The sequence below is a fragment of the Thalassotalea sp. ND16A genome, assembly GCF_000764205.1.
Taxonomy (GTDB): domain Bacteria; phylum Pseudomonadota; class Gammaproteobacteria; order Enterobacterales; family Alteromonadaceae; genus Thalassotalea_A.
In genome coordinates this window covers 1-17,722 of record NZ_JQDZ01000090.1, presented here as the reverse complement: position 1 = coordinate 17,722, position 17,722 = coordinate 1, and the positions used below count along the sequence as shown (strand labels likewise).

The following is a 17,722-nucleotide window of genomic DNA, read 5'->3' as shown; positions in this document are numbered from 1 at the left end:
ATGTGGTACAACAGTCGTCGCCTACATTCTTATCTGGATTACCAAAGTCCAAATAACTTTGAAGCGATGATAAACAATTTAGATATGGTTGCTTAACTGGGGTGACTGAATTTGGTTGACCAGGTCACTATGCCAATATATGACAGATATATTTCTGTGATAGAGGTAGTTATAGTCATTAGGCAATTGATTACCGCTCCTAGAGAAAAGCTATTAACAATATCCTTAGCTATATTTCATCTGTTTACCACCTAATGGCTAATATCATTTGATCAACTTGGTATAAGTATTTTCCAACTAATACCAATCAGACTAACTAAGTGATCATTTTAAATGGCTCAAATACTCAATAACATCGTTGCTTTCAATAGCTAGCTATTGCTCAATCAAGCGCCTTGTTCTTGAAAATTTGAACCATTAATTAATCTGATTGGTATAACTGCTAACGAAAGGAAACCTCATGCTAGTTAAGTTATTCATCATTTTTGTTATTTGTTTGAGTTATAGCGCCACGCTCTACGCCACATCGTCGACTTGTGGCAAGAGTTATCAATTAACAACAATCGCCAACAATTCAATTGCGCTAGATGGACTAGCTGAGGATCCTGCTTGGGCTAAAGCCAATATTATTAGCGACTTCTCCTTACCGTGGAAAGAATCCCAAGCTCAGAAAACCCGTTTTATGGCGTTGATTGATGACAGTCACTTGTATTTTCATTTTAGTAGTACTGATAGCAGTGTTGCGCTAAAAAAGCACTGGCAAGGTGAAGAAACCGTGGTGTTGGAAGATAGGGTGGAAATATTTTTTAGTAAAGATCTGACCTTGAACTCCTATTTTGCGCTTGAAATAGACGCTGCTGGCAGGGTACTTGACTACCACAGCACATTTTATCGTCAATTTGATCCGCAATGGCATTTTACTGATTTGTTATTGTCAGCAGTTAACACTGTCAATGGTTACAGCATAGAGGGGAGCATATCATTGAAAAGCTTAGCCTTGCTATCAATTCCACCATTTAACGCGCTACAGCCAGTGTATGTTGGACTGTTCAGGGCCGATCTTAAAAATACCCCAGAAAAACAGCGGGCTGAGTGGATTAGCTGGATAAACCCAGACACGGCTACGCCTGATTTTCATGTTGCTAGCGCCTTTGGTTGTTTCTTTCTTGCCGCTCATTAATATACCGTTAGCAATGTACCAATTTGAGTATATACCCGTTACCATTCAAGATGCATGTTTCAGAGCGGTTGAGCGATTTCAATTCAAGGTTCATTGATGAAGGAATGGTTATTCCCTTCTAAGTCACTGCAACGAAGAAGTGGAATTGCTCAAACGCTTCTACGATGGGTTTAAAATGACTTTATGCTGCGGTAAATAATCAACACATAGAGTGACTATGTTTAAACTATTCTCCTTGCCTAAAGGCATTTTAATTCCCACTGAAATCGAGCACTTTGAATGGTAACGGGTATAAATGCTGAATGAGTTCCTGTGTTTGTTCATCTGTTAGGTGACTATCTGAGCCACCACTTTCTATCGTTAATTTTTCACTGTCGAGATAATCATCGATAAAACGAACCACACTCGTTTCATGCATGCGTAATGCTTGCGCGATCATTGGTGTTGACCAACCTTCATGACGCAGTAAAACGACTTTAATGCGATCACTTTCACGTTTGCCACATGATTTTTTGTGACGAGTTTCTAGTGCTGATTGTTTCTCTATTGTGAGTGCGATTTTTCTCATGGTACTATCATGATCTCATTTTCAATAAAATCAAGCGTTTTCAATGTTCACCGGTATATGCTGGATTGTTTAGCGCTACCAATAAGTTTGAATTGACCCCTGATATTAGAGCTGTGTTAGCACCTTATATTGGTAAATTTGGTTCTTTTGGTGAAAGTGATATTAGCTACAACGTTTTTGTATTTCATTACACCTATCCTGGCGTAGAAGGTATGGATTACACCGAACTCTGGATGGAGATTATTAAAGATTTTGGTCCAGTAAAGCTAAAGTTTGAACTAACCCCTACCCTAAATGACTGGTTTGGTGTTGAGGGTTGGACTGGCATTAACTACGCGGTTCACCCAAGTAAAACCTTTGCGAATGGTATAACAGTGTTAGGGAGTATTGGTTACCAAGAATTATCTGGCGAAGGCGCTGAGGGCTGGGCTCACTGGAACTTAGGCGTTAATAAAGATTTCTATGGTCTACATATTGTCCTTCGTTATCACGACTCAGATGTAGATAGCTCGCACAAGGTTTATGGTTCTGAGCAAGGACGACAAATATTTGATGAGCGTTTTGTTTTTAGTGTCAGTAAAAGCTTCTAATTAACAGCAGCCTCATTAAAATATTAAAGTACGTTTTGTAAGTTATTAGTCATTGAGCACCGAATACAAAAAAGTAAGAAAACACGCCAGTTTTTTGGGGTGCTTTTTTACTTTTTAATAAGGTAACCACTGGAAGATGCTTGATTATGTCAAGCATCTGTCTTTATTGGTAGCAAGCATAATTTACTTTATCGGATAAGTACTGAGGTATTCTTGCCATTTCTTTTCTGTGGTGAACAGCTCTGCACGCTCCCAGCCATAGCCAGCAGCATAACTGAGTTTACCTTGTGCATTGGTATGAGAAATTAGCCAAATGTGACTTTCATCTCTTTTGGTTGAAGGAAGATGTATTATGTCGTCGACAAGCTCTGGAGCCATGACCACACCTGTGCCTAAATGGTAGCCCGCTAGCTTTTCCCAAGCAGCTACCCAGCCTGATTCTTTATCTAAGCTGACGTTGGCTAATTCATCATGAGTAGCAATACCGATGGCAATGCTTATATTTTTTGCTGGTTGGCCGTTCAGGAGAAAGCTAGAGGTGACTTCAAATAATTGTGAGCCTAATGCAAGACTTATTTGCTTAGTTTCTGATACTTGGCCTAATTTGGTTTGCCAGACATAATCAAGTTCAAAGACAACTTTGCTAGGGTTGTCATCAATAATGCGTGAAGCACTATATGTGCCAGCAGGGTAGGGAGTGCCGTCTATCCAAAGTGCCGTACCACCTGTGCCGCGTGATATGCCGGTATGGTATGGATCATGACCTTCGCCCCAATCTTTATGGTAACTGACGTTATTTTGATAATTATCATACCATTTATCAATGATCGAATAGTCAACACGTTTCAGCCAGCAGTCGACACCACTGGCGGCTTTATTCGGGGTTGCTAGTGAAGAGGGACCATACACACGAAATGCTACTCGATCATTCTCCCAAGCAAAATCATCTTCTCGTATGGAGACAAACTTGGCATAGGCCTTAACCACCTGTTGCTCTTTTTTTACTAACTTATTGTAGGTAGTAGTTTTTTTTGCTAAAGAAGGTGATGTTTCGGTGGTAGCCTGCTGGGCACAACCAATAGTTAATGCGGCACTGACGGCCAGTAATAAATACTTAGGTGTTGTTTTCATCTCGTGTTTCTCTCTATTTTGCGTTTGTTAGGTTGTAATTGCTGCTTTATTTGTTGATAAAGTACCCTCTTATAGCTATAAGATATCATACAAGTAAAAAGAAAGGGATATATTAATTTGGGTTACAAAAGGGGTGATGGAACACAATCGGAATATAGTCTCTGTAGGGTAGGATGAATAATCATAACAGTTAGTTAGCTAGTTAATGCTCCGCCAACACTATACTTTTAAACTCTAGGTAGTCTCAATATGCCGTTTGATACTAAATTGCGGTCTCATGTTTAGTGATGATTCTCTAGAAGAGAAAACACCTTGTCGACTTATACCCGTTCCACTTGAAGATGCTCGTTTCAGGAAGTCTGAGCGATTCATGATCAAGGCGCATTTTTTTATTAAGGGTCATTCCCTTAAAAAGAAATGTAACGCAGAGTATAATTTGCTCAGCCTTCCCCAAGGGGCTGGTTTAGAAACGCTTTATGCTGCGTTATTGGTTTTGACAATAGAATAACTATTCTCTTTAATCAATGTCTTGCCTAAAGGCGTTTCTAATTCCAGCTGAATCATGCATCTTCAAGTGGATCGGGTATATAATGAGACTTTCGCCTTTAGAGTAGCGACTACCACACGTATAACACTGCGACTAACACCCGCTTTTCTTCAATATCTTCGCTGCGGGCAGTTTTGTTCAGGTCTAGGGGCTGTTGATCTTTCGAGATTACTTTTACAGCAACTTGTTTGGTATTTAGACAAGGCAGAGTATGTGACGTGTAGCTGGCTACACGAACATACGATAACGTAGTATAAATTTCAAACAAGTGCTGCCCTTTAGGGTTCATTTAAAACAAATTTACTCATTGTTGCTCGCTTTTTTAATAGAATAACTATGATACAAAGCTCGCGCCGCGATTAAACCCGTTTTCAATTGAATAAATTTTAACCCTGAAAGATCAACAGCCCCTAATATTATTATCTAGAATTTTCCTGCTAAGAGGTTAAATAATTAGTCAAACTTCGCGTTGATTGTATACCCAAACGACTTGAGAGTACTGAAATCGAGCATTTCCAAGTGGCTTGGGTATATATGACCCAGATTAAAGTCTATAGAATTCAATGAATCTTCATTAATCTTTATAGGTTATAGCGTTGAAGTATATAATTTGACATTTTTATTGATTTTTCATACAAGATTGACAAAAAATGTAAATATCGGTTGTAATCTTTCAATAAACATACTTGTATGATATCGCACAAGTATGTTTTGACGTTTTATTATTAAATAATTTGAGGGGCAACCGTGGTTAATGTCGTTGTTATGGGGGAATGTATGATTGAGTTTTCTCCAGCTGGAAATAGTTGTTATAAACAAGCGTTTGCAGGAGATATTTATAATACTGCGGTATACCTTAAACGTTTACAAAATAGTGCGGTAGATATCTCTATTTTGACCGCTGTTGGCTGTGATGCTTTGAGTAATGCCATGGTTGATGATTTTAAAGCTAGTGGTATTGATACTTCGTTTGTACAGCGGGTAAGTCATAGGCAAACAGGGGCTTATCTAATTGAAATATCTGCTGAAGGTGAGCGTAGCTTTGTTTATTGGCGAGATACATCGGCGGCGAAATTGACCATTTCGCAACTTGAAGATAACGCTAAGCGCGCGCTTATTGACCAATGCGATGTATTCTATTTTTCAGGGATTTCTATTGCTATTTTAGCTAAAGAAGATCGCCAAGCATTCTGGCTATTTCTTGCAGAGCTAAAACAAGCTGGGGTACGTATTGTTTTTGATTCTAATTTTCGCAGCCGTTTATGGGAAAGCAAAGCCGATGCTATTTCTCAATTTGATCAAGCTTTAAGTATCAGTGATTTGGTCTTTGCTGGAGTTGAGGATTTTAACTTGTTGTATGATCTTAACTCTTTTAGTGATGTTGATAACTTTCTAAATGAGTTTGCCATTAATGAATTAATTATTAAAAATGGCCCAGACGATATATTTTATCGGTCAACAATCGAACAGTTCGAGGTTGAGATTTCCCCGGTTGAATCTGTTGTTGATAGCACCTCTGCGGGTGACTCTTTTAATAGTGGCTACTTAAGTGCAAGAATGAATGGTTCTTCGAGTAAAGAAGCTATTGAGCATGCTTGTCGTGTTTCTGCTTGCGTTATTCAGCATAAAGGTGCGGTCATTAATCAGGATGTCTTTTCTGCTTTTATGGCAAAAGAATAAGACTAATAAAATCACAGTGCATTTCTGTCTATAGGCCTATACCCGTTAATTCCATTAATTTATTCCTTTACGGAGCGTAAAATGACTAGTAGAACATCTTTATCCAGTTGGCAAGCCTTACTTGAACATGCCGAGAACAACAAACAAGTACACTTAAATCAATTGTTTGCAGATGATAGTGAACGATTCGATAAGTTTTCAATTAAGTTGCCAAACTTATTACTCGATTATTCTAAGAATTTGGTTACTGAAGAAACCATGGCTAAGCTTGTCACCCTTGCCCAAGAATGTGATTTAGAGGCGTGGCGTGAAAAAATGTTTAACGGCGATAAAATAAACCGCACGGAAGATCGAGCTGTTTTGCATAGCGCGTTAAGAAATAGAGCCAAATCGCCCTTTTTATTAGACGGTATTAATATAACCGAACAAGTCGAAGATACCTTAGCGAAAATGAAAGCATTTAGCATTAGTGTTCGAGAAGGCCATTGGTGCGGTTATTCAGGTAAACGCATTACCGATATTGTCAATATTGGTGTTGGCGGCTCTAATTTAGGTCCGCAAATGGTCACCGAGGCACTTAAGCAATATAGTGATAATAGTTTAAATGTTCATTATGTTTCCAACGTTGATGGCACACAAATTGCTGACGTACTAAGACCGCTTAACCCTGAAAAAGTGTTGTTTATAGTTTCAAGCAAAACCTTCACCACCACAGAAACGATGACCAACGCGAATACCGCAAGAGATTGGTTAATTGCTTCGTCATTCGATGAAAAAGCAGTGTTAAAACATTTTGTTGCCGTTAGTGCGAATACAGAGAACGCCGTTGATTTTGGTATCGATCAAGAAAATATTTTTGATATGTGGGACTGGGTTGGTGGTCGCTTTTCTCTTTGGTCTGCTATTGGGTTGCCTATTGCCCTCGATTTAGGCTTTGATAAGTTTATTGAGTTACTTGAGGGGGCGCATGAAATGGATTTGCATTTTCAACAAACGTCCCTTAGAGATAATGCCCCCGTCATCTTAGCATTACTTAGCGTTTGGAATTGCACTTTTCTTGGCGCCCAATCTCAAGCAATATTACCTTATGATCAATCCTTACATATGCTGTCAGCTTATATGCAACAAGCCGAAATGGAAAGTAATGGTAAGTCGGTTACTTGGGATGGTGCGCCAGTTGACTACCCAACGGTACCTTCAATATGGGGGGAGTTAGGCATTAATGGGCAACATGCTTTTTATCAGTATTTACATCAAAGTAATAATGTTGTGCCAGCTGACTTTATTGGCTCTGTGCAAAGTGTTACGCCAGTAAAAGGGCATCACGAAACCTTAATGGCCAATTTTTTTGCGCAAACTCAAGCATTAATGACAGGGGTAAATGAAGCGCAAGTGCGTGCAGATTTGAAAGCGAAAGGTCGCACCGATAGTTATATTGATAAAGTTGCGCCACACAAAGTACACAAAGGAAACCGTCCGACTAATACTATATTGTTGAAACGCTTAGAGCCAAAAAGTTTAGGCAGTTTAATTGCGCTTTATGAACATAAAATTTTTGTCCAAGGCATTATTTTACAAATATGCTCATTTGATCAATGGGGCGTTGAATTAGGTAAAGGCTTGGCCAATAAAATTTCAGAAGAATTATATAGCGGGCACATTAATCAAGATCACGATAGCTCTACAAGAGAATTAATTAAATACTACCAAGCGGATAAAACTTAGAACTATCATTTTACAGCTCCTAGTGAAAATCTCTCAGTGTCTCGGTCAATAATACCTGGGGCATAGGGATTTAAAAAGCACGTGTCCATGCAGTTTACTCAGGATTAAGCTTAACCTCATATGCTGTCAGTATTCAAAAATGAATGTGGTATTCTATCTTTATTATTTCTAATATGTATCGGTATAATCAGTAGCAATTAAAAAGAAAAAACAGGTTCGAATGAAAATAAAATACACCCTTATCATTGCACTATCAATCGTCTTAATTGCTACCGTTACTTCCATTGTTGCGGGGGTTGTTACAACGAATAAAAATGAAAGCCAACTGAAGTATAACACTACAAAATATCTTTCATTTGTACTTGCTGACGAGTTTAGGCATACCTCGATAAACTTAACTAGACTTGCTAGAACTTATGTTGCCACAGGTGAACAAAAATACCTTGACCAATACATGGATATTGTTAACTGGCGTGCAGGTAAAATACCAAGACCTACTAATGTAAACAAAAGCTTATATCCGAGTGTAAAAAAATCACAAAGCGATATCATGAAAGAATTAAATTTTTCTGTTGAAGAATTAAACCTTTTAAAGCAAGCAAGTGAAGCCTCTAATGATTTGATTAGCACTGAAACCCAAGCTATTGAATCGGTTAAGGCGGGAATGATAGTTAATGGCCCTTTTCAAGCAAACACAGGAGAAAGCGCTCAATCATTTGCCTTAAGAATCCTATTTGATGAATTATATCATCAAGAGGTTACTAAAATTATGATGCCTGTCACCCTCTTTTTTAGTGCTCTTGAGCAAAGAACTGAAGCAAAGGTTGACCAAGGCAATGAAGAGCTTTCATTTTGGTTGTCGGTATCTACCATGATGCAAATAGTTTCTGCACTTACCTTATTTGGGGGGGCATTTTATATTGGCAAAAAAGTTTTTTTTCGATTAAACCAAAACGTTGAACATCTTAAAAGTATGCTGTTATCAGATGGTAGAATCGATCTTACTGCCACTATTGAAGAAGCGGGTAACGATGAGATTTCAATACTGGTAAACAGTATGGACTTTATTCACTCTCAAATTAAAGATTTGGTACTAAAACTAAATACTACCATGGTAGATTTATTAAAAACATCTGATAACTTGTCTGGCATTGTAACTACTTCTGAAGCCAGCTTATTAGACCAAGAAAATAAACTCACTCAAATTGCTACTGCTACTAATCAGATGGTGGCAACAGTGCAAGAAGTTGCATCACATTCATCTGATGCTTCTGTTGCGGCAAGTGCCTCTCGTGACAAAACCGAATTCGGTCTTAATATTATCAAAGATGCCGTGTTGAATATGGATAAGCTTTCTGAAGAAATCAATACCGCTTCAACTGCAGTTGATAATCTTGATAGCGATAGCACCGCTATCACGTCAGTGCTCGATGTGATCAGAGGAATTGCCGACCAAACCAATCTACTTGCCTTAAATGCAGCGATTGAAGCTGCCCGAGCGGGAGAGCAAGGTAGGGGCTTTGCCGTTGTCGCTGATGAAGTGCGTCAATTAGCAAAAAGAACACAAGATTCTACCATGGAGATTCAAGCTATGATTGAAAAACTACAGATAAACTCAAAGACAGCAGTTTCTTCTATGATGAGTAGTAAAGAGCAATCTGTTACGTGTGTTGACATAACGAATCAAGCAGGCCAAATTCTAGAAGAGATCTCTAACCTCACCACAGGAATATCAGATATGAGCACATCTGTTGCGACAGCATGTGAAGAGCAATCCGTGGTGATTGAAGATATAAACCAAAACATCCATGGTATTATTGACAGTTCTGAAATCACTAGAAGTGCGGTTGAGAGCACGGCTGATAATAGTGTGTCATTACAACAACTTTCTGACGGAATTAATGCACAACTTAGCCAATTCAAAGTATGATCTAACACATTGATTACCCCTTAATGGTAAGGGTATAAGTTATTTTTTAAATGGCTTAAATTCTCAATAATGTCCTTACTCTCAGTCCTAATGGCTAGCTATTAGGACTGAGAACGACTTGTTTATAAAAATTCCTATAGAAAAGCTTGATGGTTGCATAATTTAGCATGTCACAATCCTATACCTTAGGATTTCTGGGGTATATCTAGCTTGGCCTACGTTTTAATCGGTAAGTAAAAACTAGCATTTGTGAAATGATAAACTAATCAGTTGTATGATGACATGAAGACTGATATCCTTATTAATCATAGGTGCTGTTTTTTAAATTAATGAGGTGGGCATGAGCACAAATTCGGACAAAAATATATTTTCTCTAGAAGGGAAGACGGCCTTGGTTACCGGCGCAAGTAGAGGATTAGGGCAAGCGATTGCGGTTGGGCTTGCCCAAGCGGGAGCCGATGTTATTTGCTGTAGTTCACGTGAAGGTGGTGTTGATGAAACAGCAGTATTGATCCGAGCTCTTGGGCGTAAGGCCTATACCTTAGCTGCTGACTTATCAAAACCTGAAGCGGTACGTTCGTTAGTAGAACAAGCGTATGCAAAAGTTAATAGTATTGATGTGTTGGTTAATAATGGAGGCACGATTGCGCGCCATCCTGCAGTGGACTTTCCACTAGATGAGTGGCAACAAGTGATTGATGTTAATTTAAATTCTGTATTTCTACTAAGCCAGCTTATCGGTAAAAACATGGTTGAGAATAAGCAGGGGAAAATCATTAATATCGCTTCCATGCTTTCTTTTCAAGGTGGTATTACTGTTCCTGCATATACGGCCAGTAAACATGGTGTGGTTGGTTTAACTAAAGCGCTAGCAAACGAATGGGCTGGGTCGAATGTACAAGTGAATGCTATCGCACCAGGGTATTTTCGAACTGATAATACCCAAGCGCTACAAGATAATCCTGAAAGAAACCAAGACATTGAAAAAAGAATACCTGCTGGACAGTGGGGCGAGCCTGCACAATTAGTGGGTGCGGTAACTTTTCTTTCAGCACAAGCAAGTGATTATGTTAATGGTCATGTATTGGCGGTTGATGGCGGCTGGTTAGCAAGATAATAAAAGGTAAAATTATGAGTATTGATTACGAAAACAGATATGCTATTGGTCAAAATGAAGCGAAAAATTTTGATACCAAACAATTACGTGAGAATTTTTTGTCGGAAGATTTGTTTCAACAAGACAAAATTAAATTAGTCTATACCCACTATGAGCGTTACATTGTCGGTGGTGTTGTGCCTATTAATGCCGCGCTAGAATTATCGGCAATAGACCCATTAAAAGCAAAAAACTTTTTAGATCGTCGTGAGCTAGGTATTATTAATATTGGCGAACAAGGCATTGTGAGCGTTGATGGTGAAGAGTTTGTTCTAAATAATAAGGAAGCACTATATGTAGGTGCAGGTAACAAAACGGTGATTTTTAGTAGTGTAAATAAAAATTCACCAGCACGATTCTACTTAAATTCAGCACCTGCTCATAAATCTTACCCAAATAAGAAAGTAACACGTGAAGATGCGAATGTTTTAGAGCTTGGTTCATTAGAAACCTCGAATGAACGTTCAATCTATCAATTGATTATTAATGGTGTGGTTGAAACGTGTCAGCTGCAAATGGGCATGACGTGTTTAAAACCTGGTAGTGTTTGGAATACCATGCCTGCACATCAGCATGATCGTCGTATGGAAGCTTATTTATATTTTGATTTAGCTGAAGACCAAGCCGTTTCTCATTTTATGGGCGAGCCAAAAGAAACACGTGTTATGTGGGTTGGCAATGAGCAAGCAATGATTTCTCCTGCATGGTCAATTCATAGTGGCGCGGGTACCTCAAATTATTCATTCATTTGGGGTATGGCAGGTGAGAATCTTGATTATGACGATATGGATAAATACATGCCAAATGAATTAAGGTAACTTGTTATCATCTCATTAAGCTTAACTCAATGGCGACTAACTGAGCTATGGGTTAAGCTTGATGTGAAGTGGCCACTTGTTGGTTGTAGGCTTGAAAGGGTACTGTTTTGTTTAAATTATTGTTAGTTTTGATGTCGACACTGCTACTTAGTAGCTGTGGTGGACAGTCAAAAAATGATCTGGTTTTACGCGTTGGTCATACATTAGACACTAAGCATGCGGTGCATAAATCGCTTGCTTTTATGTCTAAACGATTAACACATTACTCTAACGGGACAATGTCACTTAAGCTCTATGCGAATGGGCAATTGGGCTCTGAAAGAGAAATGGTTGAGTTATTACAAATTGGTAGTTTAGCAATAACAAAAGTATCGGCAGCAGCGATGGAAGGCTTTGTTCCTGAAATGAAGGTGTATAGCCTACCTTATATTTTTAGAAGTAGAGAACACCGCTGGCAGGTCTTGCAAGGCAGTGTAGGTAAAAATATTTTAGCGGCAACAGGAAAAGCAAAACTGGCAGGGTTAGGCTACTTTGATGCTGGGAGCCGAAGTTTTTATACCTGTAAAAATATGGTCAATGTACCTACAGATATCGTCGGTAAAAAAATTCGGGTGATGAGTAGTCAAACAGCCATTAAAATGGTGCAAACCTTTGGTGGTGCAGCAACGCCTATTGCATGGGGAGAGCTTTATGCAGCCCTTCAGCAAGGAGTGGTTGATGGCGCAGAAAACAATCCACCGAGTTACTATCTATCTCGTCATTATGAAATTTGCCCCTATTACTCTTTAAACGAACATACCTCTGTTCCTGATGTCATTATTGCCAGTAAACACATATTTGATGCGCTGAGTACTGTGCAACAAGAGTGGTTAACATTAGCAATGAATGATGCCGTTGAATTTCAAAAATCTCTTTGGCTCGCCGCTGAAGAGGGCGCCTTAGCCGCAGTTAAAGCTGCAGGTGTTAAGGTTATATATCCGGATAAAACCGCTTTTTTTGAGGCTGTTGTACCTTTTCATTCGAGCTATGAAAATACTGAAATAGGACGATTATTGAAGCAAATAAAGCAAGTAACCACGATATCGGAGAGTGATGATGGTTAAATTTACTGCGTGGTTAGATTTAGTCATTGAAAAGCTTTTAATGCTCTTAATGATATTCATTGTGGCTTCTGTTTCATGGCAGGTACTGTCTAGGTATTTATTACACGAGCCAAGTTCTGTCTCTGAAGAAATAGCACGATTTTTATTAATTTGGATCAGTATGATTGGAGCGGTCTATTGTTACCGTACTAAAGCACATTTAGGACTTGATATCTTAACCAATAAAATGAAACCTCAGCAGCAGCAGCAAGTAGAATTATTTTCTCATCTCGTGGTGTTTATCTTCTCTGCTTTTGTCTTGATTGTTGGCGGTTGTAAATTAGTACAGTTAAGTTTTGACCCAGTACAAATTTCACCGGCTTTGAGCCTCCCTATGGGGTTGGTCTACCTTGTTATGCCGATCACGGGTGTACTTTTTTGTTTTTATGCGGTTGTTGAGTCTTTAACCCTGAAAAACTCTAAAACTCTAAAACTGTAAATGAAGGAATAAAATAATGGAACTTACGGGTCTTATTTTAATCGTTACCTTTTTTATTTTACTGGCGTTAAATGTGCCTATTTCATTTAGTATTGGTATCGCAACACTGGTGACCATGCTTTTTAGTATTGATTTTGTCCCCGCGGTTACTACGATTGCACAGCGTATGATTGGTGGTGTGAACAGCTTTGCTTTGCTTGCTATTCCATTTTTCATCTTATCTGGCCTTATTATGGGTCGTGGTGGGGTAGCTAAACGATTAATTGAATGTGCCATGGCGTTAATTGGTATGTTTCCAGGTGGCTTAGCATTGGTTAATGTGTTGTCTTGTACCTTATTTGGCGGTATATCAGGTTCGGCAGTCGCAGCTACCAGCGCAATCGGTAGCTTTATGATCCCCGAAATGGAAAAGCAAGGTTATGATCGAAATTTTGCCACTGCGGTAACGGCTACGGCTGCAACAACAGGCATGATCATTCCCCCGAGTAATATTTTGATTATTTATGCAATTGCCAGTGGTGGAGTGTCAATATCTGCACTCTTTGTGGCAGGCTACTTCCCTGGTTTATTAGTTGCCTTTTTCTTGATGCTAGTGTGTGCTATTTACTCGGTAAGAAAAGGGTATCCTCGTGGTAAAGTCTTACCTTTTTTCACTGTTATTGAAAAGGTAGCGGCGGCTTTTCCGAGCTTGTTACTGTTATTGATTGTCATCGGTGGCATTATTGGAGGTATATTTACGGCGACGGAAGCTGGCGCTATTGCGGTATTATATTCATTATTTCTTGCTGTTGTTGTTTATCGAGAAATAAAAATAACGGAATTATCTAGTATTATCCTCAAAGCTGCAGGCATTACTGCCATTGTCATGTTTTTGATTGCAGCTTCATCGGCAATGTCATGGATTTTATCTTACGAGAATATTCCACAAAGTATCAGTCAATTTTTATTAACTATCAGTGAAAATCCATTAATCATCTTATTAATTATCAATTTGACACTGATATTAGTGGGTGCCTTTATGGATATGACACCTGCGGTGCTTATTTTTACACCCATTTTCTTACCTGTTGCTGAAAGTATCGGTATGTCGCCTATCCACTTTGGTATTATGTTGGTACTTAACTTATCCATAGGTTTGTGCTCACCGCCAGTAGGTGCGGTGCTATTCGTAAGCTGTTCGGTGGCTAAAACATCTATTGAAAAAATCATTAGGCCTATGATGCCACTTTATATAGCAATGTTTTTTGCTTTAATGTTGGTCACTTATATTCCCGCTATTAGTGAATTTTTACCTAAGTACTTTGGATTATTAAAGTAGCCACTTAGAGGAAGGTGACAAGTCATTGATTTAATGCTTTAACGATTAAATTAATGACTTGGGAATAACCTCATGTCGGATTGCACAATCATATCCCTCAAGTCCCTGGCTATAACCATTTAATAACATCGTTGCTTTCAATCCCAATTGCTAGCTATTGCTCAATCAAGCGCCTTGTTCTTGAAAATTACACTCATTAAAATTTGTACCATTAATTAATCTGATTGGTATTATTGTTCAATAACGCCCCTTGTAATTAAATACTATTTGTTTCCTATCCCAAAACAGTTATGGCTGAGAATATATTAATAATAAGAGCGGTTTGGGTATATATGGCTAGTTAAGTGACAGGACAGGTGAAAATCGTATATGAACCTCCCATTGGTAAGGTTCCCTTTATTGCTCATTGTTTTATTTGTCATTCGTCTGATTCATCTATTACTGAATGAAGAAAAAGCTAAATCAAACTAAATTAACGGATAATTATGTGCTAGTTTTTAAATTCTTAACAATATTCAGATGACGTTTACGACTGTTACCTAGATGCTCCATTATTGCATATCTTGCTTGTTCATTTTCTCTGGCTTCAATCGCAGAGGCAATTTTTCGATGTTCATCTTGTATTGATTTTAAATATTGTTTTGGATCAATGCCTGATTCATTGTTAATGACAATATTTCTCGAAGGAATAATACCTTCATCAATAAACTTTATAAACCGGCTGAAATAGGGGTTACCTGATGCTTCTGCTATGGATAAATGGAATGCTAAGTCTTCTTGAACAGCGTCATTTCCACTTTCTATTTGTTCATCAAACTTATCTAATGATTCCCAAATAGCCCGCATTTGTTTTGCCGTTCTGTTTTTTGCAGCCATTGATGCCATCTCTAACTCAACGGCCATACGCAATTCAAGTATTTTTACAGCATCTTCAACTGAATTAAATTCATTTGAGTCAATTTCAAAAGTCTGTATTTTTGCTTTATTAGCAACGAACATGCCGACACCTTGACGACTTATGATAAGGCCCTCTGCTTTAAGTGCGGCTACAGCTTCGCGTACAACACTTCGACTTACTCCTGCTTGCTCTTCTATATCCTTAGCTGCAGGCAGTTTTGTACCCGGATCCATTTTCCCGTCTAAAATTTTTTTTCTAAGTGATGTAACTAAATCATTAGTTAAACTACGTGTGGTTTGCATATGCCCTAAATTAAAGTCTATTACAGTCAAAGTGTATCTCCATCGCACTAATAAGTTATCTTATAATGATACTATAACTAGACCATTTTATTAAATGTTATTTGAAAATATTATTGCAATAGTGATTTATGTAATAAGTAACTGTATCAATTTGATAAAACAGCTTGTATGATGTCTTATGTGTAAGTGTGGTAAAAGGGAACAAAGTGATGAATATTGTTGTTATGGGGGAATGTATGATTGAGTTTTCTCCAGCTGGAAATAGCTCTTATAAACAAGCGTTTGCAGGAGATGTTTATAATACTGCGGTATACCTTAAACGTTTGCAAAATAGTGCGGTAGATATTTCTATTTTGACCGCTGTTGGCTGTGATGCTTTGAGTAATGCCATGGTTGACGATTTTAAAGCTAGTGGTATTGATACTTCGTATGTACAGCGGGTTAGTCAAAGGCAAACAGGGGCTTATCTTATTGAAATATCTGCTGAAGGTGAGCGTAGCTTTGTTTATTGGCGAGATACCTCTGCGGCGAAAATAACTATTTCACAACTTGAAGATAGCGCTAAGCGAAAGCTTATTAAACAATGCGATATGTTCTATTTTTCAGGGATTTCTATTGCCATTTTAGCGAATGAAGATCGCCAAGCATTCTGGCTGTTACTTGTCGAGCTAAAACAAGCGGGGGTGAAAATTGTTTTTGATTCTAACTTTCGCAGCCGTTTATGGAAAAGTACGGAAGATGCAATTAGTCAATTTGAACAAGCCTTACGCATAAGTGACATAGTGTTTGCTGGTGTTGAGGATTTTACCTTGTTGTATGATCTTAACTCATTTAGTGATGTCGATAATTTTTTAAGTGATCATGCCATTAATGAATTAATTATTAAAAATGGTCCAGATGATATTTTTTATCGATCACCTATTGAGACGTTTATTCTTGGTATATCTAAGGTTGATTCGGTTGTCGATAGTACCTCTGCGGGTGACTCTTTTAATAGTGGCTACTTAAGTGCAAGAATGAATGGTTCTTCGAGTAAAGAAGCTATTGAACATGCTTGCCGGGTTTCTGCGTGCGTTATTCAGCATAAAGGTGCGGTCATTAATCAGGATGTTTTTTCTGCTTTTATGGCTAAAGAACAAGCATGATAAAATCATAGTTGAATTTCTGGTTATAAAACCATAGAAAATCCTCTTATATTTCCCTTTCGTTCAATTAATTTATTCCTTTACGGAGCGCATAATGACTAGTAGAACATCTTTATCCAGTTGGCAAACCTTGCTTGCTCATGCCGAGGACAGTAAACAAGTCCACTTAAATGAATTGTTTGCAAATGATAGTGAACGATTCGATAAGTTTTCAATTAAGTTGCCAAACTTGTTACTCGATTATTCTAAGAATTTGGTTACTGAAGAAACCATGACTAAGCTTGTCACCCTTGCCCAAGAATGTGATTTAGAGGCGTGGCGTGAAAAAATGTTTAACGGCGATAAAATAAACCGCACGGAAGATCGAGCTGTTTTGCATAGCGCGTTAAGAAATAGAGCCAAATCGCCCTTTTTATTAGACGGTATTAATATAACCGAACAAGTCGAACATACCTTAGCGAAAATGAAAGCATTTAGCATTAGTGTTCGAGAAGGCCATTGGTGCGGTTATTCAGGTAAACGCATTACCGACATTGTCAATATTGGTGTTGGTGGCTCTAATTTAGGCCCGCAAATGGTCACTGAGGCACTTAAGCAATATAGTGATAATAGTTTAAATGTTCATTATGTTTCCAACGTTGATGGTACACAAATTGCTGATGTACTAAGACCCCTTAACCCTGAAAAAGTGTTGTTTATTGTTTCAAGCAAAACCTTCACCACCACAGAAACGATGACTAACGCTAATACCGCAAGAGATTGGTTAATTGCTTCGTCATTCGATGAAAAATCAGTGTTAAAACATTTTGTTGCCGTTAGTGCGAATACAGAGAATGCCGTTGATTTTGGTATCAATAAAGAAAATATTTTTGATATGTGGGACTGGGTTGGTGGGCGCTTCTCTCTTTGGTCAGCTATTGGGTTGCCTATTGCCCTCGATTTAGGCTTTGATAAGTTTATTGAGTTACTTGAGGGGGCGCATGAAATGGATTTGCACTTTCAACAAACGCCCCTTAGAGATAATGCGTGAGCTTACGAGAGCATAGCTCAACTTCTATTTTTCGATCTGATTTAATGACTGCGACTAATTCATCAGGACGCAAACATGTCGAACCAAGATCAACTTATCAACGTTGTTGCTGCATTTGAGCAA

At 38.4% G+C, this 17,722-nt stretch carries 16 protein-coding genes; 12 read left to right on the top strand and 4 right to left on the bottom strand.

The window, feature by feature from the left end; all coding sequences use genetic code 11:
* Positions 1 to 460 precede the first annotated feature (460 nt).
* Positions 461 to 1,180: a carbohydrate-binding family 9-like protein gene (locus tag ND16A_RS20315; protein ID WP_052073187.1), complete on the top strand. Its 720-nt coding sequence runs from the start codon at positions 461 to 463 to the stop codon at positions 1,178 to 1,180.
* A gap of 250 nt (positions 1,181 to 1,430) precedes the next feature.
* Here the strand turns inward: ND16A_RS20315 and ND16A_RS22020 are convergent, their stop codons facing one another.
* Positions 1,431 to 1,748 (bottom strand): helix-turn-helix domain-containing protein, encoded by a 318-nt coding sequence (locus ND16A_RS22020; protein WP_033078333.1) that lies wholly within the window; start codon positions 1,746 to 1,748, stop codon positions 1,431 to 1,433.
* Here ND16A_RS22020 and ND16A_RS05785 point away from each other — a divergent pair.
* On the top strand, positions 1,733 to 2,338 hold the full coding sequence (locus ND16A_RS05785) for a TorF family putative porin (RefSeq protein ID WP_081945620.1): 606 nt from the start codon (positions 1,733 to 1,735) through the stop codon (positions 2,336 to 2,338). The two genes, ND16A_RS22020 and ND16A_RS05785, sit on opposite strands and share 16 nt — an antisense overlap.
* Before the next feature lie 183 nt (positions 2,339 to 2,521).
* Here the strand turns inward: ND16A_RS05785 and ND16A_RS05790 are convergent, their stop codons facing one another.
* Together ND16A_RS05790 and ND16A_RS21380 are read right to left on the bottom strand one after the other, a co-directional pair.
* On the bottom strand, positions 2,522 to 3,469 hold the full coding sequence (locus ND16A_RS05790) for a DUF4861 family protein (protein WP_033078332.1): 948 nt from the start codon (positions 3,467 to 3,469) through the stop codon (positions 2,522 to 2,524).
* Between the two features lie 617 nt (positions 3,470 to 4,086).
* Complete coding sequence (locus ND16A_RS21380; RefSeq protein WP_160173529.1) at positions 4,087 to 4,284, bottom strand: hypothetical protein; 198 nt, start codon at positions 4,282 to 4,284, stop codon at positions 4,087 to 4,089.
* 497 nt (positions 4,285 to 4,781) lie between these two features.
* On the opposite strand from ND16A_RS21380, the gene ND16A_RS05800 reads away from it, so the two are divergent.
* From ND16A_RS05800 to ND16A_RS05835, 8 genes are all read left to right on the top strand, one after another.
* Positions 4,782 to 5,696 (top strand): sugar kinase, encoded by a 915-nt coding sequence (locus tag ND16A_RS05800; protein ID WP_033078330.1) that lies wholly within the window; start codon positions 4,782 to 4,784, stop codon positions 5,694 to 5,696.
* Positions 5,697 to 5,777: 81 nt separating this feature from the next.
* Entirely contained in the window at positions 5,778 to 7,421 is a 1,644-nt protein-coding gene (gene pgi / locus ND16A_RS05805; protein WP_033078329.1) for a glucose-6-phosphate isomerase, read from the top strand.
* A 220-nt stretch (positions 7,422 to 7,641) separates the two neighbouring features.
* Positions 7,642 to 9,351 carry a methyl-accepting chemotaxis protein gene (locus ND16A_RS05810; RefSeq protein WP_033078328.1) on the top strand — a complete coding sequence of 570 codons (1,710 nt, stop codon included), beginning with the start codon at positions 7,642 to 7,644 and terminating at the stop codon, positions 9,349 to 9,351.
* A gap of 340 nt (positions 9,352 to 9,691) precedes the next feature.
* The gene (gene kduD / locus ND16A_RS05815) at positions 9,692 to 10,468 is read left to right on the top strand and encodes a 2-dehydro-3-deoxy-D-gluconate 5-dehydrogenase KduD (protein ID WP_033078327.1); all 777 of its coding nucleotides are present in this window, start codon (positions 9,692 to 9,694) and stop codon (positions 10,466 to 10,468) included.
* 14 nt (positions 10,469 to 10,482) lie between these two features.
* Positions 10,483 to 11,325 (top strand): 5-dehydro-4-deoxy-D-glucuronate isomerase, encoded by an 843-nt coding sequence (kduI, locus tag ND16A_RS05820; protein ID WP_033078326.1) that lies wholly within the window; start codon positions 10,483 to 10,485, stop codon positions 11,323 to 11,325.
* A gap of 131 nt (positions 11,326 to 11,456) precedes the next feature.
* Positions 11,457 to 12,428, top strand: a complete 972-nt coding sequence (locus ND16A_RS05825) for a TRAP transporter substrate-binding protein (protein ID WP_033078336.1) — start codon at positions 11,457 to 11,459, stop codon at positions 12,426 to 12,428.
* On the top strand, positions 12,418 to 12,906 hold the full coding sequence (locus ND16A_RS05830; protein ID WP_052073184.1) for a TRAP transporter small permease: 489 nt from the start codon (positions 12,418 to 12,420) through the stop codon (positions 12,904 to 12,906). The genes ND16A_RS05825 and ND16A_RS05830 overlap by 11 nt, the downstream gene beginning before the upstream one ends.
* 16 nt (positions 12,907 to 12,922) lie before the next feature.
* Positions 12,923 to 14,224: a TRAP transporter large permease gene (locus tag ND16A_RS05835; RefSeq protein ID WP_033078324.1), complete on the top strand. Its 1,302-nt coding sequence runs from the start codon at positions 12,923 to 12,925 to the stop codon at positions 14,222 to 14,224.
* A 483-nt stretch (positions 14,225 to 14,707) separates the two neighbouring features.
* On the opposite strand, the gene ND16A_RS05840 is transcribed toward ND16A_RS05835, so the two are convergent.
* Positions 14,708 to 15,454 carry a FadR/GntR family transcriptional regulator gene (locus ND16A_RS05840; RefSeq protein ID WP_052073183.1) on the bottom strand — a complete coding sequence of 249 codons (747 nt, stop codon included), beginning with the start codon at positions 15,452 to 15,454 and terminating at the stop codon, positions 14,708 to 14,710.
* Positions 15,455 to 15,633: 179 nt separating this feature from the next.
* On the opposite strand from ND16A_RS05840, the gene ND16A_RS05845 reads away from it, so the two are divergent.
* Positions 15,634 to 16,569, top strand: a complete 936-nt coding sequence (locus ND16A_RS05845; RefSeq protein ID WP_033078323.1) for a sugar kinase — start codon at positions 15,634 to 15,636, stop codon at positions 16,567 to 16,569.
* A gap of 94 nt (positions 16,570 to 16,663) precedes the next feature.
* A complete protein-coding gene (locus tag ND16A_RS05850) occupies positions 16,664 to 17,599 on the top strand; it encodes a hypothetical protein (RefSeq protein WP_081945619.1) in 936 nt (311 codons plus the stop codon).
* The last annotated feature ends 123 nt before the right edge of the window (positions 17,600 to 17,722 follow it).

Bases quoted from the DNA above. Each gene is read 5' to 3' on its own strand.
- ND16A_RS20315 (WP_052073187.1), top strand. From the start codon at position 461: ATGCTAGTTAAGTTATTCATCATTTTTGTTATTTGTTTGAGTTATAGC.
- ND16A_RS22020 (WP_033078333.1), bottom strand. From the start codon at position 1,748: ATGAGAAAAATCGCACTCACAATAGAGAAACAATCAGCACTAGAAACT.
- ND16A_RS05790 (WP_033078332.1), bottom strand. From the start codon at position 3,469: ATGAAAACAACACCTAAGTATTTATTACTGGCCGTCAGTGCCGCATTA.
- ND16A_RS05800 (WP_033078330.1), top strand. From the start codon at position 4,782: ATGGGGGAATGTATGATTGAGTTTTCTCCAGCTGGAAATAGTTGTTAT.
- pgi (WP_033078329.1), top strand. From the start codon at position 5,778: ATGACTAGTAGAACATCTTTATCCAGTTGGCAAGCCTTACTTGAACAT.
- ND16A_RS05810 (WP_033078328.1), top strand. From the start codon at position 7,642: ATGAAAATAAAATACACCCTTATCATTGCACTATCAATCGTCTTAATT.
- kduD (WP_033078327.1), top strand. From the start codon at position 9,692: ATGAGCACAAATTCGGACAAAAATATATTTTCTCTAGAAGGGAAGACG.
- kduI (WP_033078326.1), top strand. From the start codon at position 10,483: ATGAGTATTGATTACGAAAACAGATATGCTATTGGTCAAAATGAAGCG.
- ND16A_RS05825 (WP_033078336.1), top strand. From the start codon at position 11,457: ATGTCGACACTGCTACTTAGTAGCTGTGGTGGACAGTCAAAAAATGAT.
- ND16A_RS05830 (WP_052073184.1), top strand. From the start codon at position 12,418: ATGATGGTTAAATTTACTGCGTGGTTAGATTTAGTCATTGAAAAGCTT.
- ND16A_RS05835 (WP_033078324.1), top strand. From the start codon at position 12,923: ATGGAACTTACGGGTCTTATTTTAATCGTTACCTTTTTTATTTTACTG.
- ND16A_RS05845 (WP_033078323.1), top strand. From the start codon at position 15,634: ATGAATATTGTTGTTATGGGGGAATGTATGATTGAGTTTTCTCCAGCT.
- ND16A_RS05850 (WP_081945619.1), top strand. From the start codon at position 16,664: ATGACTAGTAGAACATCTTTATCCAGTTGGCAAACCTTGCTTGCTCAT.